The organism is Pseudomonas viridiflava (genome assembly GCF_900602065.1).
Lineage (GTDB): Bacteria > Pseudomonadota > Gammaproteobacteria > Pseudomonadales > Pseudomonadaceae > Aquipseudomonas.
On record NZ_UWFN01000263.1, the window covers coordinates 88,633 to 111,300 of the forward strand.

Genomic DNA, 22,668 nt, shown 5'->3' on the forward strand with positions numbered 1-22,668 from the left:
AGTGTTCGTATCAGGGACCAAGGTCAATCTCCTACAGGGAGATAGCTGTTCATTGGATGAGTTGTTTGTCAGCCATTGCTGTGAAAACAATCGTAAGGAGAACAATAAAAAATGCTCATCACATCCGAACACGAAGCCCTGCGCCGTACGGTGCGCAGTTTTGTCGATAACGACATCAACCCCCATGTCGATGAATGGGAGAAAGCCGGTCGCTTTCCCATCCACGAGATTTTCCGTAAAGCCGGTGAGTTGGGGTTGCTGGGGATTTCCAAGCCCGAACAGTTCGGCGGCATGGCACTGGATTACAGCTACTCGATTGTCGCTGCCGAAGAATTCGGCACGGTGCATTGCGGTGGCATCCCCATGGCCATTGGCGTGCAGACTGACATGTGCACCCCGGCGCTGGCCCGCTTCGGCTCCGACGAGTTGCGTGACGAATTTCTGCGCCCCGCCATCGCGGGCGAACAGGTAGGTTGCATCGGCGTATCCGAAGTCGGGGCGGGCTCGGATGTCGCGGGCCTCAAGACCAGCGCCCGTAAAGACGGCGACGACTATGTGATCAATGGCAGCAAGATGTGGATCACCAATTCGCCCAGTGCCGACTTCATCTGCCTGCTGGCCAACACATCGGATGACAAACCCCACGTCAACAAGTCGCTGATCATGCTGCCCATGAATACCCCCGGCATCAGCCTGAGCCAGCCTCTGGACAAGCTGGGCATGCGCAGTTCGGAAACGGCTCAGGTGTTTTTCGATGAAGTGCGCATTCCGCAACGTAACCGGATCGGTCATGAGGGTGCCGGGTTCATGATGCAAATGCTGCAGTTTCAGGAAGAACGCCTGTTCGGTGCCGCGAACATGCTTAAAGGCCTGGAGCACTGCATAGACAGCACCATCGAGTACTGCCGCGAGCGCCACACGTTCGGCAAGGCGCTGATCGACAATCAGGTCATTCATTTCCGCCTGGCCGAGCTGCAAACCGAAATCGAGTGCTTGCGGGCACTGGTCTATCAAGCCACCGAGCTGTACATCAAAGGTCGCGACGTGACTCGCCTGGCGTCCATGGCCAAGCTCAAGGCCGGGCGTCTGGGACGGGAGGTCACCGACAGTTGCCTGCAATACTGGGGCGGCATGGGCTTCATGTGGGAAAACCCGGTGTCCCGGGCGTACCGCGATGTACGTCTGGTGTCGATTGGCGGCGGCGCTGACGAAATCATGCTGGGCATCATCTGCAAGCTGATGGGCATTCTGCCGGGGAAAAAACCATGAGCCTGCTGCCAGAGTACGAAACGCTGATACTCGATCGGCATAGAGGCGTTTTGCACATCACCCTCAACCGCCCCCAGGCCCGTAATGCCATGAGCCTGCAAATGGTCAGCGAGTTACGTGCGGTTTTCAGCGCTGTACGCGACGATGGCCTGACCCGGGTCATCGTCATGGCAGGCGCGGGCGGGCATTTTTGCGCCGGGGCCGACATCAAGGACATGGCGCAGGCCCGGCAACACGGCCCGCACGCTTATAAAAGCCTGAATCGCGCATTCGGCAGCCTGCTTGAAGACGCGCAAAACCTGCCGCAAACCTTGATCGTCGTGCTCGACGGTGCGGTGCTGGGCGGCGGCATGGGGCTGGCGTGCGTCAGCGATATCGCGATTGCTCATCAACAGGCGCAATTTGGCCTGCCGGAAACCAGCCTCGGCCTGCTGCCCGCGCAGATCGCACCGTTCATGGTCAAGCGCATCGGCCTTTCGCAAACCCGACGGCTGGCGCTGACCGCCGCCCGTTTCGACGGGGAACAGGCCGCACGTCTGGGGCTGGTGCATTTTGTGGAACGCGATAATCAGGCCATGGCCGAACGTCTGAGTGAGGTCCTGGATCAAGTGCTGCGCTGTGCACCGGGAGCCAATGCCGCTACCAAGGCGTTGCTGCTGGCGACTGAACATACGCCAATGACTCAATTGCTGGATCAGGCTGCAGAAGCATTCAGTGCCGCGGTCGGCAGCCCGGAAGGAATGGAGGGGACGCTGGCGTTCATGCAAAAACGCGACCCTGTCTGGATCCCCCAACGCTAACGATGCTGACCGAGGGAGCACACCATGCCCGCATTCAACAAGATCCTTATTGCCAACCGTGGCGAAATCGCCTGCCGCGTGATCAGCACTGCGCGCAATCTGGGCTATCGCACGGTGGCCGTTTTCAGCGCCGCCGACAGTGATGCCCGGCACGTGCAAATGGCCGACGAAGCGGTGTGCATCGGCGCGCCGACGGTGCAGCAGTCGTATCTGAACATCGACGTCATCCTGGACGCGGCCCGGCGCAGCGGAGCCGATGCCATTCATCCCGGCTATGGTTTTCTCTCAGAAAACGCTGAGTTTGCCCGCGCCTGCGCAGCAGCCAATCTGGTGTTCATCGGCCCCAGCGCCGAGGCCATTGAACTGATGGGCAGCAAGCGCCTGTCAAAACTGGCCATGCTTAAGGCCGGGGTGCCCTGCATCGACGGATATCAGGGTGCAGAGCAGGACGACGTGACCTTGAGCCGCGAAGCCGAACGCATCGGTTATCCGCTGATGATCAAGGCCAGCGCGGGTGGCGGCGGTCGCGGTATGCGTCTGGTCGAGCACCCGGACCAATTGCTCGAACGGATCAACACTGCGCGCTCCGAGGCGCAGAACGCCTTCGGTTCAGGCGAGCTGATCCTGGAGCAGGCACTGATCAATCCGCGCCACGTGGAAATGCAGATTTTCGGCGACAGCCACGGCAACCTGGTTTATCTCGGCGAACGTGATTGCTCGGTTCAGCGCCGCCACCAGAAAGTCATCGAGGAAGCGCCCTGCCCCGTGGTCGACGCGGGGCTGCGTGAGGCCATGGGTGCGGCCGCCTTGCAAGCCGGGCGGGCCGTGAGCTATTTGGGCGCTGGCACCGTAGAATTCCTGCTGGCCAGTGACGGCCAGTTTTACTTTCTGGAAATGAACACCCGCTTGCAGGTGGAGCATCCCGTTACAGAGATGATCACTGGTCTGGACCTGGTGGCCTGGCAAATCAAGGTGGCCTCTGGTGAAGCCCTGCCCTTGCAGCAAGAACAGATCCAGCTCAACGGCCACGCTATTGAAGCGCGCCTGTATGCCGAAGACCCGGCGCAGGGCTTTCTGCCCCAGACTGGCCGGGTCTTGCGGTGGCAGCCTTTGCTGTTCGACGGCATCAGGGTCGATCACGGCTTGAGCGAGGACCAGACTGTCAGCCCTTTCTACGACCCCATGCTCGGCAAAATCATCGCCCACGGCGCCACGCGGGAAGAGGCCAGGCGCAAATTACTGCGGGCGATACAGGGCTGCGTGCTGCTGGGCGTTAACACCAATCAACGGTTGCTGACCAGCATTCTCAAGCACCCCGCGTTTATTGACTCCCACGTCGACACCGGTTTCATCGCGCAGCACCTGCACAACGACCCTTGCCTGCGCCCCGCGACGGCCCGCGCCAGTCAACTGGCCGTGGCGGCGGCATTGTTCTATCAAGGCTCTGCCAGCAGTCACCCTTCCAAACTGGCAGGCTGGAGTAATACTGGCCCGGAACAGCGCCGCTATCTGCTGGGGCTGGGCGAGCAGGTTCACGAGGTCGAACTCACCCGCAACGGCGCACGCCTGGACCTCAAGGTTCAGAACACGCTGATCAGCGTCCATGTGCTCAGCTACGACGCGCGTTCGGCCTGGGTCGAGGTCGATGGCGTGCGCAGCCAACAGGCGTGCTATCTGCTGGGCAAGCACCTGTGGCTGCACGACGATTCCGGAGCGTTACAACTGACCGATCGCACGCATGACGCGGTCGCTGGTCCGAATGTGACCCGTTCCGGCACGATCAGGGCACCGATGGACGGATCGATTGTCGATGTATTAGTCAGTGAGGGCGCCACCGTCAGCCAGGGGCAACTACTGATGGTGCTCGAAGCGATGAAAATGGAGCACCCGCTCAACGCTGCGATTGACGGCGTGATTCGCCAGATACAAGTGGTACCCGGTGATCAGGTCAAAGGGCGACAAGTTTTGCTGGAAGTCGCACCGATGGACGGATCCGGTTGAATGTGGCTACGCTTGATCCGAAATGGATCAATGATTTTGGACAGGAGCTTCAGATGCCGCACTGGTTGGTGATTGATCTGGAGGCCACGACCGAAGAAGGCGGCTGGCCGGTAGCAGAAATGGAGATCATCGAAATCGGGGCGACGCTGGTCAATCAGGACGGGCGTGAACTGGACCATTTCGAGCGTTTTGTGCGCCCGGTACGTCGGCCGTTGCTGACGCACTTTTGCAAGGAACTGACTCACATCAGCCAAAGCAACATCGACAGCGCTGCGCCGCTGACCACCGTGTGGCCCGCGTTCGAGCGCTGGATCAGCCACCATCAGGCGCGAGTCGTGGGCTGGGCGAGCTGGGGTGACTATGATCGCCAGCAGTTGGAGCAGGAGTGGCGGCAGCACAACCTGACCAGTTTTCTGAGCACGGTGCCCCACGTGAACCTCAAGCAACGCTTCGCCAAGGAGCGTCAATTGCAGCGGCCCATGGGACTGAACGGTGCCCTGCAACTGGCGGGTATGCAATTCAACGGTCAGCAACACCGGGCCCTGGTTGACGCCCGGAACACCGCTCGCCTGTTGCCGCTGATTCTTCCTAATTGATTGGCACTCGCGTTCTAAAGCGGGTGACGGCTTGAACAGGCTTGGGCATACTGGCCGCCCAAATTTCCAGCCCTTATCGAGGAATCGCCATGTTCAAAGTCAACGAGTACTTCGACGGCACCGTTAAATCCATTGCTTTCACTCAAGCTGAAGGGCAAGCCACGATTGGTGTGATGGCCGCGGGTGAATACGAGTTCGGTACTGCACAGCGCGAAATCATGCACGTCATCTCCGGCAGCCTGAGCGTGAAACTGCCAGACAGCACCGATTGGGAAACCTTCGCCACCGGGAGCCAGTTCAACGTCCCGGCCAATAGCAAGTTCCAGCTGAAAGTGGCTGTTGATACTGCTTATCTGTGTGAGTATCGCTAAGAAAACAAGAAATCCTGTGGGAGCGAATTCATTCGCGAATGGTTTTTCCTGACGGCAGATAAGTGTCGACAGTACTGACCCCTTCGCGAATAAATTCGCTCCCACGGAGCTAGCATTACCCGTCTCAAACCACCTCTTCCCCCCGCGCATTGAACTGCAACGCAGCGAGCCTGGCATACAGCGGGTTGCTGACGATGAGTTGCTGATGCGTGCCCACCGCAACCAACCGTCCTTGATCGATAACCGCAATCCGATCGGCGTTTTGCACCGTGGCCAGGCGATGGGCGATGACCAGCGTGGTTCGGCCTTTCATCAAGCCCGGTAACGCTTCCTGAATCAGATGTTCACTCTGGGCATCCAGCGCGCTGGTTGCTTCGTCCAGCAACAGAATTGGTGCATCCACTAACAACGCCCGAGCAATAGCCAGGCGTTGACGCTGCCCTCCGGACAATCCAAGCCCACCATCACCCAGATGAGTCTGATAACCCTCAGCCATCTGCAGAATGAATTCATGTGCATGAGCAATCCGCGCAGCGGCTTCTACCTGTTCTGTCGTGGCATTGGCATTCCCGTAGCGGATATTGTCTTCGACACTGCCGAAAAACAGCGCCGGGGTTTGCGACACCAAAGCAAAGCACCGGCGCAAATCCAGCGGATCAAGCTGGGCAATGGGCATACCGTCAATACAGATCTGACCTTGCTGCGGATCGTAGAAGCGCAGCAGCAGATCGAACAGCGTCGATTTACCCGCGCCCGAAGGGCCAACCAGCGCCAGGGTCTCTCCAGGCTCAATGCTCAGCGTCAGGTTGTCCACGGCCTTGTGCTCCGGACGAGACGGATAGCTGAAGCTCACGCCCTGTAAGTCCAGACGCCCGGTGACCCGCTCCGGCAATTGCAGCAGATCAGTGGCGGGAGGCGTGATCTCGCTTCTCGCCCGCAGCAACTCAGAGATCCGCTCGGCCGCCCCCGCCGCTCGCTGGAGTTCGCCAATCACCTCGCTCAAGGTGCCGAACGCGCTCCCCACAATCAGCGCGTAAAACACGAAGGCCGCCAGTTCACCGCTGGAGATCGTGCCGTCGATGACGTCCATGCCACCCACCCACAACATCACCGCCACAGCGCCTAATACCAACACGATCACCAGAGTAATCAGCCACGAACGCTGCAAGATACGCTTGCGAGCGGTCTGAAACGCATCTTCGGCAGTCTTGGCAAAGCGCGCCTTGTCCTGCTGCTGATGGTTGTAGGCCTGAACCGTCTTGATCTGGCCCAATGCTTCGGAAACGTAACTGCCGACATCGGCGACACGGTCCTGGCTTTCCCGGGAAAGGCTGCGCACACGACGACCAAAAATCAGGATTGGCGCGACCACTAACGGCAGCGCCACAACCACAATACTGGTGAGCTTGGGGTTGGTGATGAACAGCAGGACGATGCCGCCGATGACCATCAGGGCATTACGCAGGAACATCGACAGCGACGAACCGATCACCGACTGCAGCAACGTGGTATCAGCGGTCAGCCGTGACTGGATTTCCGAACTGCGATTATTTTCGTAAAAGCCCGGATGCAGGTTGATCAGGTGATCGAAGACTTTTTTACGCAAGTCCGCCACTACCCGCTCGCCAATCCACGACACCAGATAGAACCGTACAAAGGTGCCTGCTGCCAAACCCAGCACCAGCAGCATGAACAGGCCAATGGACTGGTTGAGCAGATGCGGTGAACGCGTCACGAAACCCTGATCGACCAGCATCTTGATGCCTTGCCCGATCGACAGGGTAATACCCGCCGTCACGATCAACGCCAGCAAGGCACCCACGGTTTGCCAGCGATAAGGAGCCATGAACTGCGCTGCCAGACGAATGGCCTGACGCTGACGACTGGAAAGCAATGAAGCCATGAAAGCTGAACCCGCATGAAAGGCTGAAGCCAGAGCCTACACCGGTTAAAGAAAGGATTTCTGTGCTTTTACCGCCTGGCAGGTCCTGATGAACTCTGGCGATAAGCCTTAGTCTGGATAGTTATGACCGCTGATACAGTCCCCTAGAGAGGAATGATCTAAGCGAAAGCTGGCGGTTACGTGCGGTTTCTGGTGGACTAAAAGCGCGCTTGATGTTGTCGAGGGATGTCACGGCAGAGTCATTGAACGCGATTAGTCTGGGCACAAACACCTGATGAAGGAGACAGGCCATGAGCTTGCAAGCAAACAGTAATGAAGTTCCGGTGGTACGAGCCAACCCGCAGCTGCCCGTGGGCGGCGCAATCCTGGACAAGGACGGGCGTGAAGTCGTGATTACTGAAGAGATGGTTCAGGCCGCCTGTCAGGAATGCGACAACAACTGGGTCACCCCTGAAAAACAAGATTAAGCAAAACCCGATTTTTTAGAACCCGACGTCACCGTCGGGTTTTTTCTGTCCGGAATTCGACCATTCAGGCAGGGACAACAACTGCGCCCAGTGCAGTGACCAGTTGCTGCAACGCATCGGACTGGCCATTGATACGCACCTTCAACCCTTCTATCTCGCGACGCGGCGGGTAGTGTTTGCGCAACAGATCGAATGCCACTGGCTGGCTCACCGAACCGACGAGGCTACGCCGGAAGTCGGCATCGTCACGGCGCGGGTCGTAGACGCCCCGACACAGGGTGTTCAAAGCCCAGACCGGATCGGTGTGCTCGTCCAGGGTGACTTCAGCCAGCCACGGTTTAGGCAGCAGGTCAGCAAGGCTGATCGAGGCTTCCTGCTCCAGAAAGCCACACAAGGCCTGATAAATCTGCGCAGTGCCCCGCTGCCGTCCGTCAAGGCTATAACCCGCGATATGCGGCGTGCCTATCACGCACAAGTCGGCCAGTGCGGTGTTGACCACCGGTTCGCCTTCCCATACGTCCAGCACGGCTTGCAGGTCTTCGCGATCAAGCAGCGTGTCGTGCAAGGCGGCGTTGTCGACGACTGCACCACGGCTGGCATTGATCAACCAACTGCCGTGTTTAAGCTGCTGCAAGCGCGATTTATCGAGCAGATGCCAGGTAGGGTGCTCCCCCCCCTTGTCCAGCGGGGTGTGCAGGCTGATCACATCGCAGCGCTGCAGGATTTCATCGAGGCTGACAAAGTCGCCGCCTTCTGCCGCCTGCCGGGGAGGATCGCAGACCAGTACATTCCAGCCCAGCGCCTTCAGAACCTTGATCAACCGCCCGCCCACCTGCCCCGCGCCGACTACGCCATAAGTACGCTGCGTCAGATCCACGCCTTCGATCTCTGCCAGGGTCAACAGGCTGCCGAGCACATAATCGACTACGCCACGGGCATTACAGCCCGGCGCACTGGACCACTGAATACCCGCCTGTTGAAAATAATCCAGGTCCAGGTGATCGGTGCCGATGGTGCAGGTGCCGACAAAGCGTACCGGGCTTCCTTCGAGCAAATCGCGGGTCACTGGCGTCACCGAGCGCACCAATAGAATGTCCGCATCCGCTACCGCAGCTCGGTCAATGGAACGGCCGGGCAAGCGCTGAATCTCGCCGAAACCGGCAAAGAAGGCGTCGAGCAGCGGAATATTTTCGTCAGCAACAATTCGCATGGTGTACTCCCTGGGGTCGGCGGCAGTTTAGGCATTGATCGGGAGGGATAGGAAGGTCAACGAGCAAGTTGATGTGGAATGCAGTCGTTGTGGGAGCAGAGCTTGCTCGCGATAAGGCCGGATGCGATTCAAATCAAACCGCATCCGGCCTTATCGCGAGCAAGCTCTGCTCCCACAAAAGTCCTGTGGCAGATGCTAATCCTTCGGGCTCAATCCAGCTTCTTGCGAATCCAGTACAGAAACGTCCCGTCTGCAGCCTCTTGATCGACCAGATCATGGCCCAGGAAAACACAGAACTTGGGAATGTCGCGGCGTGTGGACGGGTCAGTGGCGATGACCTTGAGCAGGCCGCCAGCCGGCAGGTCGCGGACTTTCTGATGCAGCATCATCACCGGCTCGGGGCAATTGAGGCCGGTGGCATCGAGAACGGCGTCGACAGGCTGACTTTGGATGGGTTCAGACATAAGCACTCCAGAAACTGGCGGGCATTATCACCTGTTTACCAACGGCATCCAAGAACGGCATCCAGACCCGCGCCTAACTGCCAAACGCATCCTTTAGAAAGCCCGGTGCGATGTAGCGTTCATAGTGAGCTTCGGACAGCAGGAAAAATTCCCGATCAATGGCATCGCGCAAGTCAGGCAATGCCCAATCGCGGAACTCCGGCATCAACACCATACCGTAGGCTTCAATATTGGTGATGACCCGCGCACCCCGCGCAATCAGTTGATAAGCCCAGCAATACTCGGACTGCGCGGGCACAAAACGGATTTTGCGTTGTTCAAGTTGCAGGCGCAGTTTGCCCGCATCGAACACTTCCAGCTTGGCGGTCATCACCTGAACCAACAGCTGTTCGAGCCTAAGCCACACCGCGCGCTTCTGGTCTTCGTCGTAACCGTTCCAGTGGATCACTTCATGGTGAAAACGCTTGCAGCCACGGCACACCAGGTCCCCGTAAACAGTGGAACAAAGGCCGACGCAGGGCGTTTTGATGATTTGATTGGGCATGGCAAACAGGGCAACGACAGGCGAGAACGAGCCCGCATATTAGCCCTTTGTCTAACAACGATCACCCCCGAACGTGTAGGGCTAACTTACCTTTACGGAAGATTTGCCGTAGAATCAGCGAGCCTTTTAAGGCGCCAATGTCCGTTGGAAGCTGTTTTCAAAGCGTCACGAGCACAGTCAAAGTAACCCCGCAGTCCGGTGTTGACGCAGGATTCAAGCCCTCGTCAACACTCATCAGCCGTCCTGCAGGCGTAAAACTTTGAAAACAGCTTCTGTAAGGAATTGCCGAAAACCCTGGCCAAGGAACTCAAAAAGTTTCGTCGTGCAGGTTTTTCGGGCAATTCCTGGATGAGCGTCCCGGACACCCATTTGGGACCACTGATGAGGGTAATACTGTGCTTGAAGCCTACCGTAAACACATCGAAGAGCGTGCCGCCCAGGGTATCGTGCCCCAGCCGCTTAACGCCGAACAAACTGCCGGCTTGATCGAACTGCTGAAGAATCCCCCGGCTGGCGAAGAAGCTTTTCTCGTTGACCTGATCACCAATCGCATTCCACCTGGCGTTGACGAAGCTGCCTACGTCAAAGCCGGTTTCCTGTCTGCCCTGGCCAAGGGCGAAGCCACTTCTCCCCTGATCGACAAAAAGCGCGCCGTTGAACTGCTCGGCACCATGCAGGGTGGCTACAACATCGTCACGCTGGTCGACATGCTGGATGACGCAACGCTGGCCCCGGTGGCCGCCGAACAACTGAAGCACACGCTGCTGATGTTCGATGCCTTCCACGACGTAGCCGAAAAAGCCAAGAGCGGCAACGCTCACGCCAAGGGCGTCATGCAGTCCTGGGCTGATGGCGAATGGTTCAAGAAGCGCCCTACTCTGGCCGACAAGATCAGCCTGCGCGTTTTCAAGGTGACTGGCGAAACCAACACCGACGACCTCTCCCCTGCGCCGGACGCATGGTCCCGCCCTGACATCCCTCTGCACGCCCTGGCCATGCTGAAAATGGCCCGTGAAGGGATCGTTCCGGACGTACAAGGCTCCATCGGTCCGATGAAGCAAATCGAAGAAATGCGCGGCCAGGGCTTCCCGATTGCCTATGTTGGCGACGTGGTCGGTACCGGTTCTTCGCGTAAGTCCGCTACCAACTCGGTACTGTGGTTCTTCGGCGACGACGTTCCTTACGTGCCGAACAAGCGCGCTGGCGGTTTCTGCTTCGGCAGCAAAATCGCTCCGATCTTCTACAACACCATGGAAGATGCCGGCGCACTGCCAATCGAATTCGACGTCAGCAACATGAACATGGGCGACGTGATCGACCTGTATCCGCATGCTGGCAAAGTCTGCAAACACGGCACTGACGAAGTCCTGACCACCTTCGAAATGAAGACGCCGGTTCTGTTGGACGAAGTGCGTGCTGGCGGCCGTATCCCGCTGATCATCGGCCGCGGCCTGACCGACAAGGCTCGTGCAGAGCTGGGTCTGGGCCCTACCGATCTNTTCAAGCTGCCAGAAGCCCCTGTCGATACCGGCAAAGGCTACACCCTGGCGCAAAAAATGGTCGGCAAGGCCTGCGGCCTGCCGGAAGGCAAAGGCGTTCGTCCAGGCACGTACTGCGAACCGAAGATGACTACCGTCGGTTCCCAGGACACTACTGGCCCGATGACCCGTGACGAGCTGAAAGACCTGGCGTGCCTGGGCTTCTCCGCTGATCTGGTCATGCAGTCCTTCTGCCACACCGCTGCTTATCCAAAACCGATCGACGTCACTACGCACCACACGCTGCCTGACTTCATCATGACCCGTGGCGGCGTTTCCCTGCGTCCGGGCGACGGCATCATCCATAGCTGGCTGAACCGCATGCTGCTGCCGGATACCGTCGGTACCGGTGGTGACTCCCACACCCGCTTCCCGATGGGCATTTCGTTCCCGGCCGGTTCTGGTCTGGTTGCGTTTGCTGCTGCTACCGGTGTTATGCCGCTGGACATGCCGGAATCGATTCTGGTGCGTTTCAAAGGCAAGATGAAGCCTGGCATCACCCTGCGTGACCTGGTTCATGCGATTCCTTACTTCGCCATTCAGTCGGGCTTGCTGACTGTTGAGAAGAAAGGCAAGAAGAACGCCTTCTCCGGTCGCATCCTGGAGATCGAAGGCCTTGATGACCTGAGCATCGAACAGGCTTTCGAACTGTCCGACGCCTCGGCCGAGCGCTCTGCTGCCGGTTGCACCATCAAGCTGTCGAAAGAGTCGATCACCGAGTACCTGAACTCCAACATCACCCTGCTGCGCTGGATGATCGGTGAAGGTTACGGCGATGTTCGTACGCTGGAACGTCGTGCTCAAGCGATGGAAGCCTGGGTTGCCAACCCTGAGCTGATGGTTGCCGATGCTGACGCGGAATACGCGGAAATCATTGAAATCGACCTCAACGACATCAACGAGCCAGTGCTCTGCGCACCAAACGATCCGGACGACGCCCGTCTGCTGTCCAGCGTTGCTGGCGAGAAGATCGACGAAGTGTTCATCGGTTCGTGCATGACCAACATCGGCCACTTCCGCGCTGCGGGCAAGTTGCTCGACAAGGTCAAGGGCCAGTTGCCGACACGTCTGTGGCTGTCGCCGCCGACCAAGATGGATGCCCACCAGCTGACGGAAGAAGGCTACTACGGCATCTACGGCAAGGCCGGCGCGCGCATGGAAATGCCGGGTTGCTCGCTGTGCATGGGTAACCAGGCACGTGTTGAGCCGAACTCGACAGTTGTGTCGACTTCGACCCGTAACTTCCCGAACCGTCTGGGCGACGGCGCGAATGTCTACCTGGCCTCGGCCGAACTGGCATCCGTTGCGTCTATCCTGGGTCGCCTGCCGACCGTCGAGGAGTACATGGAATACGCGAAACAGATCGACACCATGGCAGCGGACGTATACCGCTACCTGAGCTTCGATCAGATCGCCGAGTTCCGTGACATCGCAGCGAGCGCCAACATCCCGGTTGTTCAAGCGTAATAACGAAACACAGCGTTAAAAGAACCCCGTCCTTGTGACGGGGTTTTTTATTGGGCTGGAATAATACAATTTCTGGGCGGCATTCCGACGATAAACGATAACGCGGAAGAAGAGTGTCCATTAGAAATCAGCCGGCTTAAATGCAACGGCTATAGCCAGGTAGTAGGACCCAGGATCTCTAGATTATTTCTCGATTATGAATATAACGCTTCGCTACAAGCACTCTTAACTGGTTGATTATTAATCCTACACGACAGAAGTAAGCCATAGACCGCCTGCCCGGCACCATTGGAAAATAACGTGTGTTCCTATTACGCTTCTAAGTCAAGCAGGGTAAACGCAATGGAAAGCAATCATGAGCAACAAAACATCGAGGACGAACAAGAAGAAATTCACTACCCCTGAGCTGGACTTGAGTTTTGGTGAAGGCGGCAGGGTGACTGTTCCACACCCTGACTATTCGGCCCCCGCATCGCCTGTGGTCCTGGCAGCAGACCCTCTGACAAAAAATACCGATCAGCGAACTTATGCTTACATCAGCGACGGCGCCAGCTATACAACTCATGTGACTCGCCTGTTGGCAGATGGCTCAGTCGACACCCGCTTTGGGAGCAATGGATATGTATTCATTCCCGTACCAAAGTCAGACACCGAGATCTTTCCAAACCCATTATGGATTGAACACTTCGTGTTCAGCGAAAGCGGAGCGATCACCTGTTTGGGATATTCATACGTCGTTATCAACGGAATACAGCTCACCTACACGGGAGCAGCCCGCATCACACCATCAGGACAGCTGGATACGAGCTTCGGAAACAGCGGATCAATCCTGTATTCTCTGCCTATCCCGGCCCGCAGCAATGACGACATTCATTCTGGACATCCGGGAATCAAGCATGCGTTTTCCTGGAATGGGGTCGACCTTCGTAATGGACAAGGGCCCCACTGCAACAAAGTGACTACCGTGGAAGATGGAAAATTACTGTTCCTTGCCTACGCGCACTCACGCCAAGGTAACTCATTTTCATACCTTGCAAGAATGAACATTGATGGATCACTCGATACAACGTTTGGAACAAGCGGCCTTGTGTTAATCAAAGACCCCGACGGGGTGGATCAAACCCTGACTTGTCGTGACTACAGCATTGATCGAAAAGGGGGCATTACTGTTGTCTCATACGGTGAGAGTGCCGAAGACGGTCGCAGGCTTGGAATTGTTGTCAGGTATGACGCCGAAGGTACGCTGGATCGAACCTTTGGCAAGCTGGGAGTTGCCCATTTTTCTGCACCGGACAAAATCATTTACCCTAGGCAGGTTCAAGTTTTTGAAGACGGAAGTACGATTATTTCGAGTGCTTTTTTTGACTCTACCGCCCCACCGCCAACCACCAGGCAACACTGCGGCCTGGTCAAGCTGCTTGCCAATGGCAACCTTGATCAATCTTTCAATAATAGCAACCCTTTATACATCGATCTTGGTGAGCACTACGAAACCTTGGCCACCGCTATTACGATAGACGCAGGGAACCGCATCGTCATTTCAGGCTACCGCATACTATTTGAAGATCAAACAATCTATACCACAGGTTTTCTATCGAGGTGTATGCCCTTCGGCATAATGGATGACGGGTTCGGTGACAAAGGCATTGCAGTGTTCGAAGAGCTGGGGCCAATGCGCAGCGCTATCATTCACAATAGGACGAATGATAACAATACGAATATTGTCGTCATCACTCAGAGGATAAGCGGTGATCAACATTATGAAATCGCCAGGTATCTTGCCTGATTGATGGGTTACAACAATGTCTCCCCGGCTAAAGCCGGTCCCAAGACATTGGCCAATCGTTGAGATCGCCTCACTCCTGCGCGAAACTCCAAGCCTACCCAAAGTTCGAGAATCGTCTACGGTTCCCGTTGGAGCGAAACTTGGCCCCTTAGAAGCCGACCTGAACCAAAGCGTCCCGCTGTCGCGCGGCAAACCCGGTTCATGTGGGAGCGGTGCTTGGTCTGGGCGGCATTCCGACGATAAAGGCGACGCGGTCTGAAGGATAATCGCGGTGTTCTTATCGCGGGCAAGCACCGCTCCCACAGGATCGCATTCATCCAGCCCCATAATCGCCGCAATATCTATAGGAGCCGAGCCTGGTCTGGGCGGCATTCCGACGATAAACGATAACGCGGTGTGACTTCTGGCTGTGTCTCATGTATCGCGGGCAAGCCTCGCTCCCACAGATATCGGCAATCCCCTGTAGGAGCCGAGCTTGCTCGCGATGAACGATAACGCGGTGTGACTTCTCGCTGCGACATGTATCGTCGGAATGCCGCCCAGACCAAGCCTCGCTCCCACAGATATCGGCGATCCCCTGTAGGAGCCGAGCTTGCTCGCGATGAACGATAACGCGGTGTGACTTCTCGCTGCGTCACATTTATCGTCGGAATGCCGCCCAGACCAAGCCTCGCTCCAACAGGCATTCGTGCCACCCAATAAAAAACCCCACATCTCACGATGCAGGGTTTTTCATCACAGCCGGACTAAACCATCAAACAGTGATGGCCTGCCCACTCATGGCCAGGTCCAGCAGCTCGCGGTTGGCTACGGCGTACATCGCGTAGTCCGTGCCGCTTGCTGCGCGGATGTCCACCAGCATGGCACGCCAGCGGTCGACCATGGCGCTGTGCTGTTCAAGCCACAGGTTCAGGCGCTCTTCGATATCAGCAGGCCCATCAACCATCTGCAGAACCGAGATGGTGATCGCCCGTTGCTGCCAGTCGATGTCGTCACGGAACGCTTCACGGGCCAGTGCTTGCCAGTTGTTTTCCACCGGCAGGCTGCTGATCTGTTGCAAGTACCAGGTCACGTCCAGCGCGCTGCCCACGGCAAAGTAAGCCTTGGCCACGTCGGCAGCATTCTGCCCGGTGACGTCAGACGCTTCGATGATCGGCAACAGCGTGTACAAGTGGCTGGTACCGGCAACCATACGTGCCAGCAACTCGGGCACACCGGCCTCGACGTAAGCCTGATAGCGGGTCTGCCAGACCTCACGCGTCGGACCTTCCAGCAGTTCGTCGAGCTTGAGACCCAACGCTGCGATGTGCGGACCGAAGTGCGCCACATCACGTCCCGCGTCCAGCTCGTTACGGCGGCTGCGCAGGAACCAGCGTGTTGCGCGACGACCCAGACGCATCAGTTCGTCCATCAACGCCAACTGGATCTCAGCCGGGACCTTGTAGTCCAGCGCTTCGATCTGACGGAACCAGTGCGGCAGATGGAAGATGTCCCGCACGATAACGTATGCGCCCGCCACGTTGGCCGCACTCATGCCGGTGGACTCTTTGAGCCGCTGCACGAAGGTGATGCCCATGTGGTTGACCAGATCGTTGGCGATCTGCGTGCTGACAATTTCGCGCTTCAGACGGTGCTGACGCATGGCGCCGGAGTACTTGGCCCCCAGCGATGGCGGGAACGCGGTTTCCATGTCGCGAGCCAGATAATCGTCATCCGGTACGCGAGACTCCAGCAACGCTTCGTTCAGATCGATCTTGCTGTAGGAGATCAACACCGACAGCTCTGGACGCGTCAGGCCATGACCGGCCGCCACACGCTCGCTGACCCGCTCTTCAGCAGGCAGGAACTCAATGGCGCGGTCGAGCTTGCCACGGGCTTCCAGATCCGCCATCAGGCGCTTGTACTCGGCAATGCGCTCGTAAGCACGACGCGTTGCCAGGGACAACGCCTGGGTCTGCTTGTAGTTGTTGCCCAACACCAGATTGCCAACTTCGTCGGTCATGCTTTCCAGCAGCTGGTTACGCTGCTTTTCAGTCATGTCGCCGGCCTGCACCACTTCGTTGAGCAGGATTTTGATGTTCACTTCGTGGTCGGAGCAGTCAACGCCAGCCGCGTTGTCGATGAAGTCAGTGTTGGAGCTGCCACCATTGAGCGCGAACTCGACACGACCCAGCTGGGTCATCCCGAGGTTACCGCCCTCACCCACCACCTTGCAGCGCAACTCGTCACCATTGACCCGGTGCGCGTCGTTGGCCTTGTCGCCCACGTCGGCGTGGCTTTCTTCGCTGGACTTGACGTAAGTGCCGATGCCGCCGTTCCACAACAGATCCACCGGTGCCTTGAGCAACGCATTGAGCAGTTCGGTCGGGGTCAGCTTGTCAGCCTTGATGTCGAAGCGTTCTTTCATCTGCGGCGTGATGGTGATGCTTTTCGCGCTGCGCGGAAAAATCCCGCCGCCCGCCGACATGATGCTGGTGTCGTAATCGGTCCAGGCCGAACGCGGCAGGTCGTACAGACGCTTGCGCTCAACGAAGCTGCTGGCTGGCTCCGGGTTTGGATCGATAAAGATGTGCAGGTGGTTGAACGCAGCCACCAGTTGCAGCTTGTCGGACATCAGCAAGCCATTGCCGAACACGTCCCCGGCCATGTCGCCGATACCGATGACGCTGATGCTGTCCTGCTGAACGTTGATGTCACGCTCGCGGAAATGACGTTGCACGCCAACCCACGCGCCTTTGGCGGTAATGCCCATTTTCTTGTGGTCATAACCGGCCGAACCACCGGAAGCAAAGGCATCGCCCAGCCAGAAACCGTAGTCGATGGCGATACCGTTGGCGATGTCGGAGAAGGTCGCAGTGCCCTTGTCCGCTGCCACCACCAGGTACGGGTCATCGTCGTCGTGACGCACCACGTTGGCGGGCGGAACCAGTTCGCCTTCTTTGAGGTTGTCGGTGATGTCCAGCAAGCCGGAAATGAAGATGCGATAGCAGGCAATACCTTCGGCCTGGATATCGTCACGGCTGCCACCCAACGGCAAGCGACGCGGCAGGAAGCCGCCTTTGGCGCCCACCGGGACGATCACCGAGTTCTTCACGTGTTGTGCTTTTACCAGCCCGAGCACTTCAGTGCGGAAGTCTTCTTCACGGTCAGACCAACGCAAGCCGCCACGGGCCACGTTGCCGAAGCGCAGGTGCACGCCTTCAACGCGCGGTGAGTAAACGAAGATTTCAAACTTCGGCACCGGCTTGGGCAGTTCTGGAATCAGGCGCGGGTTGAACTTGAAGCTGAAGTAGCTTTTGTTCTGGCCATTGGCGTCGGTCTGGTAGAAGTTGGTGCGCTGCGTGGCTTTGATCAAGTCCAGATAACGACGCAGGATGCGGTCTTCGTTGAGCACCTGAACATCGTCCAGCGCGGTCAGAATCGCCTGTTCCAGACGCAGTTGCTTGTCATCCAGGTCTTCAGTGGTCAGCTTGCGCGCCAGATAGAAGCGGGTCTTGAACAACCGGGTCAGCTCACGGGCGATGTCCGTGTGGTTGTTCAGGGTGGTGGCGATGTAGCCAAGGTCGAAGCCCAGACGAATCTGTTTCAGGTAACGGGCGTAAGCACGCAGCAGCGCCACGTCGCGCCACGGCAGGCCAGCGGTCAACACCAGACGGTTGAATGCATCGTTTTCGGCGTCGCCGCGCACGATGTGCACGAACGCATCCTGCAAGGTGTCGTTAAGTTGCTGGATGTCGATTTCCAGACCTTCAGCGGCCGTGAACGCGAAGTCATGAATCCAGAACTCACGGCCATTGGTGTGGCGCAAACGATACGGGAACTCACCCAGCACACGCAGGCCCAGGTTTTCCAGGATCGGCAAGACGTCAGACAGGGCCAGCGGCGTGTCGGCGTGGTACAGCTTGCAATGCAGCTGCGCCTTGTCGCCGGACAACGGCTGATAGAAGCTCATCACCAGCGGCTTGGCTTCGCTCAGGTTCAACAGGTGCTGCATATCGACCACGGCCGAATGCGCGGCAAAACGCTCGCGATAACCGGCCGGGAAACCTTTCGGGAAATCCGCCAGCACATTGGTGCCGTGGGCTTCGCCGAAGCTTTCCACGACCAGACTGGCGTAGTCGTCTTTCCACGAACGGCAGGCCTGGACAACTTCGTTTTCCAGCTGCACCGGGTCGATGTTGAGGGTGACTTTCGGGTCGACCCGTAGAATCAACTGCACGCGGGCCAGCACGGATTCAGAGAAGAAGGTCCAGAATTCGCAATCGCTGGCCTTGAGGCGCTCCATCAAGACCTGCTGGATCTTCTGTCGCACTTCAGTGGAGTAAACATCGCGTGGCACGTAGGCCAGGCAGTAGCAGAAGCGGCCATAAGGGTCTTTGCGCAGGAACACGCGAATCTTGTTGCGCTCCTGGATCTGCACAATCGACATCACGGTGTTGAACAGTTCATCCACCGGGGTCTGGAACAGGTCATCACGCGGCAGCACTTCCACCACCTGAGCCAGTTCCTTGCCAAGGTGCGCCTTGGGATGGAAACCGGAGCGACGCTCTATCTCCGCGACCTTGCGACGGATATACGGGATGACACGTACGCTTTCGCCATACACCGACGAGGTGTACAAGCCCATGAAACGGCATTCCTTGATGACCTTGCCCGACGCGTCGATCTGGCGGATCGACACATAGTCGGGATACGCCGGACGGTGCACACGGCTTGGGTGTGCAGCCTTGGCGAACGACAGCAGCATCGGCTCTTGCAGGTAGCTGACGGCGTAGTCTTCGATGTGCAGGTCTTCGCGGGTCAAGCCGGCGCGCAGGCGCTTGGTCAGGCCCAGAAAAGACGATTCGTCATACACCAGCTGGCCGCCGTCGGCCTCGCTGCTGACTTGAAACTCTTCATAACCCAGGAAGGTGAAGTGGTTATCTACCAGCCATTGCAGAAACGCTTTGACCTCGGACTTTTCACCTTCTTCAACGCTGTATTGCACTGAATCGATACCGGCCAGCAGCTCGTGCAGCTTGGCTTTCATCGGTTCGAAATCTTCTACCGCAACCCGCACTTCACCGAGCACTTGCTCCAGCTCGCGAGCCAGCACATTCAACTCGCTGGCGTTGGCGCAGCGGTCGATTTCGAGGTACATCAGGGATTCTTGCAGCACGCCTTCGCCACTGGTGCCCTTGGGCAGCAATTCCAGCAGTTCGCCTTTGCTACCACGTCGCACGCTCAGGACGGTGGTTTGCAGCGTATGGATGCTGTAACCGCGACGGTTCAGTTCAGTACGTACCGAGTCCACCAGGAATGGCAGGTCATGGTGCAGCACTTCGACCGCCGTGTGCGTCGACTGCCAGCCGTGGCGTTCGTAATCGGGGTTATAAACGCGGACCTGCGGAGTATCGTGTTCGAAACGCTCAAGCAGACGCCAGGCTGACAGTGTGCAGCCTGCCAGGTCGGACAAGCGGCGCTGGGTGAGTTCATCAAGGGAAATGATGCCGAAGAATTGCTCAGCGAACAGCGCCACTTGTGGCAGTGCCTGTTCACTGATGTGCTGCGCCAGTGCTGCTTGCAGTTGATGCTGAAAGTCAGACTTGCTGGCTGCGGTGAAGAACGCCATCTGAGGTACTCCGCTTGTGCTTTTTTAGAAGGAAGCTTGAAGGAAGTGTTGCCTGCACATGCTGTGCCTGGATGAAACGGCAGAGGCACAGCATAAGCCAAAGAACTAACGCTTGCCGCGAACGACTCGTCACATTTGCTTTTCTGAAGCCGGTGCCGAAAAAAACACGCAGGGCAGGATTTCTCCCACTACCGTTCATCCGCCCCCTCAGCTTAACGAGAGCCGACGGGCAGTTACTTGTCGTGCTGCGACATATTCGGTCATCTGGTTGCAGGAAACTCTTGGGCATTGCCTGCCAATCGCTGGCAAAATTGCTGCTCGCCCGTTTTTACAGCCAGGAACGCTCATGCAAATCAAGACTGCCAGTTTCATCGTCAACCCGTGCGATGACGAATACGACGACATGGCGCTGCTCTGCTGCCACGGTGAAAACGGCGATCTGCTTTCGCTGACGCGCTTTCCGGATGAGCAGGAAGTTGAAATCACTGTGCGTGATGACAAGGTGCTTACGGTTTCGCAGCTCAAGGTGACGTTCAGTGCAGAGCGTCTGCTGGTCGAGCTTGATCCGGCCGATGGCAAGGCGCTTGATGGGCATCATCTGTATGAAATCAGCCATGGCATGGCGGCTGATGAGTTGCAGGAGGTTGAAGAGACGCTGGTGATTATTCTTGAGGGTGTTGGGGTTTATGTGAGTGAGCTGGCCGGGGCTTGATGATTGGGCGTACATATCCATTTTTGCGGTGACGGCTTACATCGGTTGCGCTTTTACAGCGCGTCACTTTTGGGGCCCAAAAGTAACCAAAAGGCTCTTGCCCCACCACTGGGTCCCTCGCTGTCGCTCGGCATACCCGTAATCCGACATTACTGCGTGGGGCCGCCGCCACCGGCCATCCATGGCCTGAGGCGGCTAAACCGGCATCCCTGCCGGCTTGCCCCACACAGTAATGTCGAATTCCGGCCGGCGTGGTTTAACGGGGCGCTTAAGATCAAAATCAAAAGCAGATCAAAAGCAGATCAAAAGCAGAGCGAAAACGGCGGTAACGCCTCGGACTGGTAGGAGCGAACTTGTTCGCGAGACGCCACCACGGCCAACGCATTCGTTATCTGACACACCGCCTCGCAGCCTTCGGCAGCTCCTACAGAAGCCCGGCAAACTTACAAATCAGGTCGGCTATCAGGCCGCCGTGCTTTTGATCTGAGGCGCCCCGTTAAATCACGCTGGCCGAACGTAGATCTGAAACCGTGGGCAACCCGGCAGGACGCCGGGTTAGCCGCACCGGGCCATGGATGGCCCATTGCGGCGGCCCACGGTTTCAGATCTGCGGGCGGGCATCCCGAGCCTAGGCGAGGGACCGAGTGATGGGGCAAGAGCGTTTTGGTTACTTTTGTCTGGGCCGGCTTCCGGATGTTCAAAAGTGACGCGCTGTAAAAGCGCAACCACTATCAGCCGTTACCCAACAATGGATATGTACACAACAACGCACCAACGCACCAACGCACCAACGCCAATGCAACCCCATTCCTGTAGGACAACTCCTAACTCTTTGTAGCATTTTCCTCAAAACCTCACAAAAAACCCCACAGCCGTTAGTCGCCACCCCCCTCTATGGATTAAAGTAACGCCCCCAGCTTCGGTGTCACATGACGCCGCTGATTACCTGCCAGGAACAGTCACCGATGGAACATCGTGAAGCGCTGATTGCGCTGCGAACCTTTCTTTCCACGCAGATTCTCGGCCAGGAAAAACTGATCGAACGTCTCCTGATCGCCCTGCTCGCCGATGGCCACATGCTGGTCGAAGGTGCTCCGGGTCTGGCAAAGACCAAAGCGATCAAAGAACTGGCAGAAGGCATCGAAGCGCAATTTCATCGTATTCAATTCACCCCCGACCTGCTGCCCGCCGACATCACCGGCACCGAGATTTATCGTCCGGAAACCGGCAGCTTCGTCTTCCAGCAAGGGCCGATCTTCCACAACCTAGTGCTGGCGGACGAAATCAACCGCGCACCGGCCAAGGTCCAGTCCGCGCTGCTTGAAGCCATGGCCGAGCGCCAGGTCAGCGTCGGTCGCAGTACCTACGACCTGTCGCCACTGTTTCTGGTCATGGCCACCCAGAACCCTATCGAGCAGGAAGGCACCTACCCGCTGCCTGAAGCGCAGCTCGACCGTTTCCTGATGCACGTCAAGATCGGTTTCCCTGACGCCTCGGTAGAACGCAAGATCCTTGCTCAGGCCCGTGGTGAAGCGCTGAACGGCGAAACCAAGCCGGAGCGCCGGGTCAGCCAGCAGGCGATTTTCGCCGCACGCAAGGAAATCCTCGGCCTGTACATGGCCGATGCCGTGGAGGAATACCTGGTGCAGTTGGTCATGGCGACTCGCACCCCGGCCAAGTTCGATGCGGAAATGGCTGAATGGATTTCCTACGGCGCTAGCCCTCGCGGTTCCATCGCGCTTGATCGTTGCGCCCGTGCTCATGCGTGGCTCGCCGGGCGTGATTTTGTGAGCCCGGAGGACATTCAGGCCGTGCTGTTCGACGTGCTGCGTCACCGGATCATCCTGTCGTTCGAAGCTGAAGCCGCGGGGATCGATCAGGACCGGGTGATCCAGCGCATTCTTGATGTCGTGGCTGTTGCGTGAAGCC

Annotated in this window: 15 protein-coding genes; 10 read left to right on the plus strand and 5 right to left on the minus strand. The window is 57.7% G+C overall.

Annotated features, from left to right (window positions below):
- Positions 1–111: 111 nt before the first annotated feature.
- The 5 genes from atuD (at position 112) to EE949_RS14195 (ending at position 5,037) form a co-directional block, all read left to right on the plus strand.
- Positions 112–1,269, plus strand: a complete 1,158-nt coding sequence (atuD, locus tag EE949_RS14175; RefSeq protein WP_122664852.1) for a citronellyl-CoA dehydrogenase — start codon at positions 112–114, stop codon at positions 1,267–1,269.
- Positions 1,266–2,069 carry an enoyl-CoA hydratase/isomerase family protein gene (locus EE949_RS14180; protein ID WP_122664853.1) on the plus strand — a complete coding sequence of 268 codons (804 nt, stop codon included), beginning with the start codon at positions 1,266–1,268 and terminating at the stop codon, positions 2,067–2,069. The genes atuD and EE949_RS14180 overlap by 4 nt, the downstream gene beginning before the upstream one ends.
- Before the next feature lie 24 nt (positions 2,070–2,093).
- Positions 2,094–4,070: an acetyl/propionyl/methylcrotonyl-CoA carboxylase subunit alpha gene (locus EE949_RS14185; protein WP_122664854.1), complete on the plus strand. Its 1,977-nt coding sequence runs from the start codon at positions 2,094–2,096 to the stop codon at positions 4,068–4,070.
- Between the two features lie 53 nt (positions 4,071–4,123).
- A complete protein-coding gene (locus EE949_RS14190) occupies positions 4,124–4,666 on the plus strand; it encodes an exonuclease domain-containing protein (protein WP_122664855.1) in 543 nt (180 codons plus the stop codon).
- 89 nt (positions 4,667–4,755) lie between these two features.
- Positions 4,756–5,037: a pyrimidine/purine nucleoside phosphorylase gene (locus tag EE949_RS14195; RefSeq protein ID WP_122664856.1), complete on the plus strand. Its 282-nt coding sequence runs from the start codon at positions 4,756–4,758 to the stop codon at positions 5,035–5,037.
- Between the two features lie 124 nt (positions 5,038–5,161).
- Here the strand turns inward: EE949_RS14195 and EE949_RS14200 are convergent, their stop codons facing one another.
- A complete protein-coding gene (locus tag EE949_RS14200; RefSeq protein WP_122664857.1) occupies positions 5,162–6,940 on the minus strand; it encodes an ABC transporter transmembrane domain-containing protein in 1,779 nt (592 codons plus the stop codon).
- Between the two features lie 290 nt (positions 6,941–7,230).
- Here EE949_RS14200 and EE949_RS29460 point away from each other — a divergent pair, with 290 nt between their 5' ends.
- Positions 7,231–7,407 carry a PA1571 family protein gene (locus tag EE949_RS29460; protein ID WP_162874462.1) on the plus strand — a complete coding sequence of 59 codons (177 nt, stop codon included), beginning with the start codon at positions 7,231–7,233 and terminating at the stop codon, positions 7,405–7,407.
- Between the two features lie 64 nt (positions 7,408–7,471).
- On the opposite strand, the gene pdxB is transcribed toward EE949_RS29460, so the two are convergent.
- The 3 genes from pdxB to EE949_RS14215 all read right to left on the minus strand — a co-directional run bounded on the left by pdxB (position 7,472) and on the right by EE949_RS14215 (position 9,625).
- Entirely contained in the window at positions 7,472–8,617 is a 1,146-nt protein-coding gene (gene pdxB / locus EE949_RS14205) for a 4-phosphoerythronate dehydrogenase PdxB (RefSeq protein WP_122664858.1), read from the minus strand.
- A gap of 209 nt (positions 8,618–8,826) precedes the next feature.
- Positions 8,827–9,081, minus strand: coding sequence for a sulfurtransferase TusA (gene tusA / locus EE949_RS14210; protein ID WP_122664859.1), 255 nt, complete (start codon positions 9,079–9,081; stop codon positions 8,827–8,829).
- Positions 9,082–9,154: 73 nt separating this feature from the next.
- A complete protein-coding gene (locus EE949_RS14215; protein WP_122664860.1) occupies positions 9,155–9,625 on the minus strand; it encodes a DUF1289 domain-containing protein in 471 nt (156 codons plus the stop codon).
- Between the two features lie 395 nt (positions 9,626–10,020).
- On the opposite strand from EE949_RS14215, the gene acnB reads away from it, so the two are divergent.
- A complete protein-coding gene (gene acnB / locus EE949_RS14220) occupies positions 10,021–12,630 on the plus strand; it encodes a bifunctional aconitate hydratase 2/2-methylisocitrate dehydratase (protein ID WP_122664861.1) in 2,610 nt (869 codons plus the stop codon).
- Between the two features lie 355 nt (positions 12,631–12,985).
- Entirely contained in the window at positions 12,986–14,416 is a 1,431-nt protein-coding gene (locus EE949_RS14225; protein WP_122664862.1) for a delta-60 repeat domain-containing protein, read from the plus strand.
- A gap of 754 nt (positions 14,417–15,170) precedes the next feature.
- On the opposite strand, the gene EE949_RS14230 is transcribed toward EE949_RS14225, so the two are convergent.
- Entirely contained in the window at positions 15,171–20,027 is a 4,857-nt protein-coding gene (locus EE949_RS14230; protein WP_122664863.1) for an NAD-glutamate dehydrogenase, read from the minus strand.
- A gap of 346 nt (positions 20,028–20,373) precedes the next feature.
- On the opposite strand from EE949_RS14230, the gene EE949_RS14235 reads away from it, so the two are divergent.
- Both EE949_RS14235 and EE949_RS14240 read left to right on the plus strand, forming a co-directional pair.
- Positions 20,374–20,739: a hypothetical protein gene (locus EE949_RS14235; RefSeq protein WP_122664864.1), complete on the plus strand. Its 366-nt coding sequence runs from the start codon at positions 20,374–20,376 to the stop codon at positions 20,737–20,739.
- Positions 20,740–21,704: 965 nt separating this feature from the next.
- On the plus strand, positions 21,705–22,664 hold the full coding sequence (locus EE949_RS14240) for an AAA family ATPase (protein WP_027900522.1): 960 nt from the start codon (positions 21,705–21,707) through the stop codon (positions 22,662–22,664).
- Positions 22,665–22,668 lie beyond the last annotated feature (4 nt).

Bases quoted from the DNA above. Each gene is read 5' to 3' on its own strand.
- EE949_RS14180 (WP_122664853.1), top strand. From the start codon at position 1,266: ATGAGCCTGCTGCCAGAGTACGAAACGCTGATACTCGATCGGCATAGA.
- EE949_RS14215 (WP_122664860.1), bottom strand. From the start codon at position 9,625: ATGCCCAATCAAATCATCAAAACGCCCTGCGTCGGCCTTTGTTCCACT.
- pdxB (WP_122664858.1), bottom strand. From the start codon at position 8,617: ATGCGAATTGTTGCTGACGAAAATATTCCGCTGCTCGACGCCTTCTTT.
- EE949_RS14185 (WP_122664854.1), top strand. From the start codon at position 2,094: ATGCCCGCATTCAACAAGATCCTTATTGCCAACCGTGGCGAAATCGCC.
- EE949_RS14235 (WP_122664864.1), top strand. From the start codon at position 20,374: ATGCAAATCAAGACTGCCAGTTTCATCGTCAACCCGTGCGATGACGAA.
- EE949_RS14240 (WP_027900522.1), top strand. From the start codon at position 21,705: ATGGAACATCGTGAAGCGCTGATTGCGCTGCGAACCTTTCTTTCCACG.
- EE949_RS14190 (WP_122664855.1), top strand. From the start codon at position 4,124: ATGCCGCACTGGTTGGTGATTGATCTGGAGGCCACGACCGAAGAAGGC.
- EE949_RS29460 (WP_162874462.1), top strand. From the start codon at position 7,231: ATGAGCTTGCAAGCAAACAGTAATGAAGTTCCGGTGGTACGAGCCAAC.
- EE949_RS14195 (WP_122664856.1), top strand. From the start codon at position 4,756: ATGTTCAAAGTCAACGAGTACTTCGACGGCACCGTTAAATCCATTGCT.
- EE949_RS14200 (WP_122664857.1), bottom strand. From the start codon at position 6,940: ATGGCTTCATTGCTTTCCAGTCGTCAGCGTCAGGCCATTCGTCTGGCA.
- EE949_RS14230 (WP_122664863.1), bottom strand. From the start codon at position 20,027: ATGGCGTTCTTCACCGCAGCCAGCAAGTCTGACTTTCAGCATCAACTG.
- atuD (WP_122664852.1), top strand. From the start codon at position 112: ATGCTCATCACATCCGAACACGAAGCCCTGCGCCGTACGGTGCGCAGT.
- EE949_RS14225 (WP_122664862.1), top strand. From the start codon at position 12,986: ATGAGCAACAAAACATCGAGGACGAACAAGAAGAAATTCACTACCCCT.
- tusA (WP_122664859.1), bottom strand. From the start codon at position 9,081: ATGTCTGAACCCATCCAAAGTCAGCCTGTCGACGCCGTTCTCGATGCC.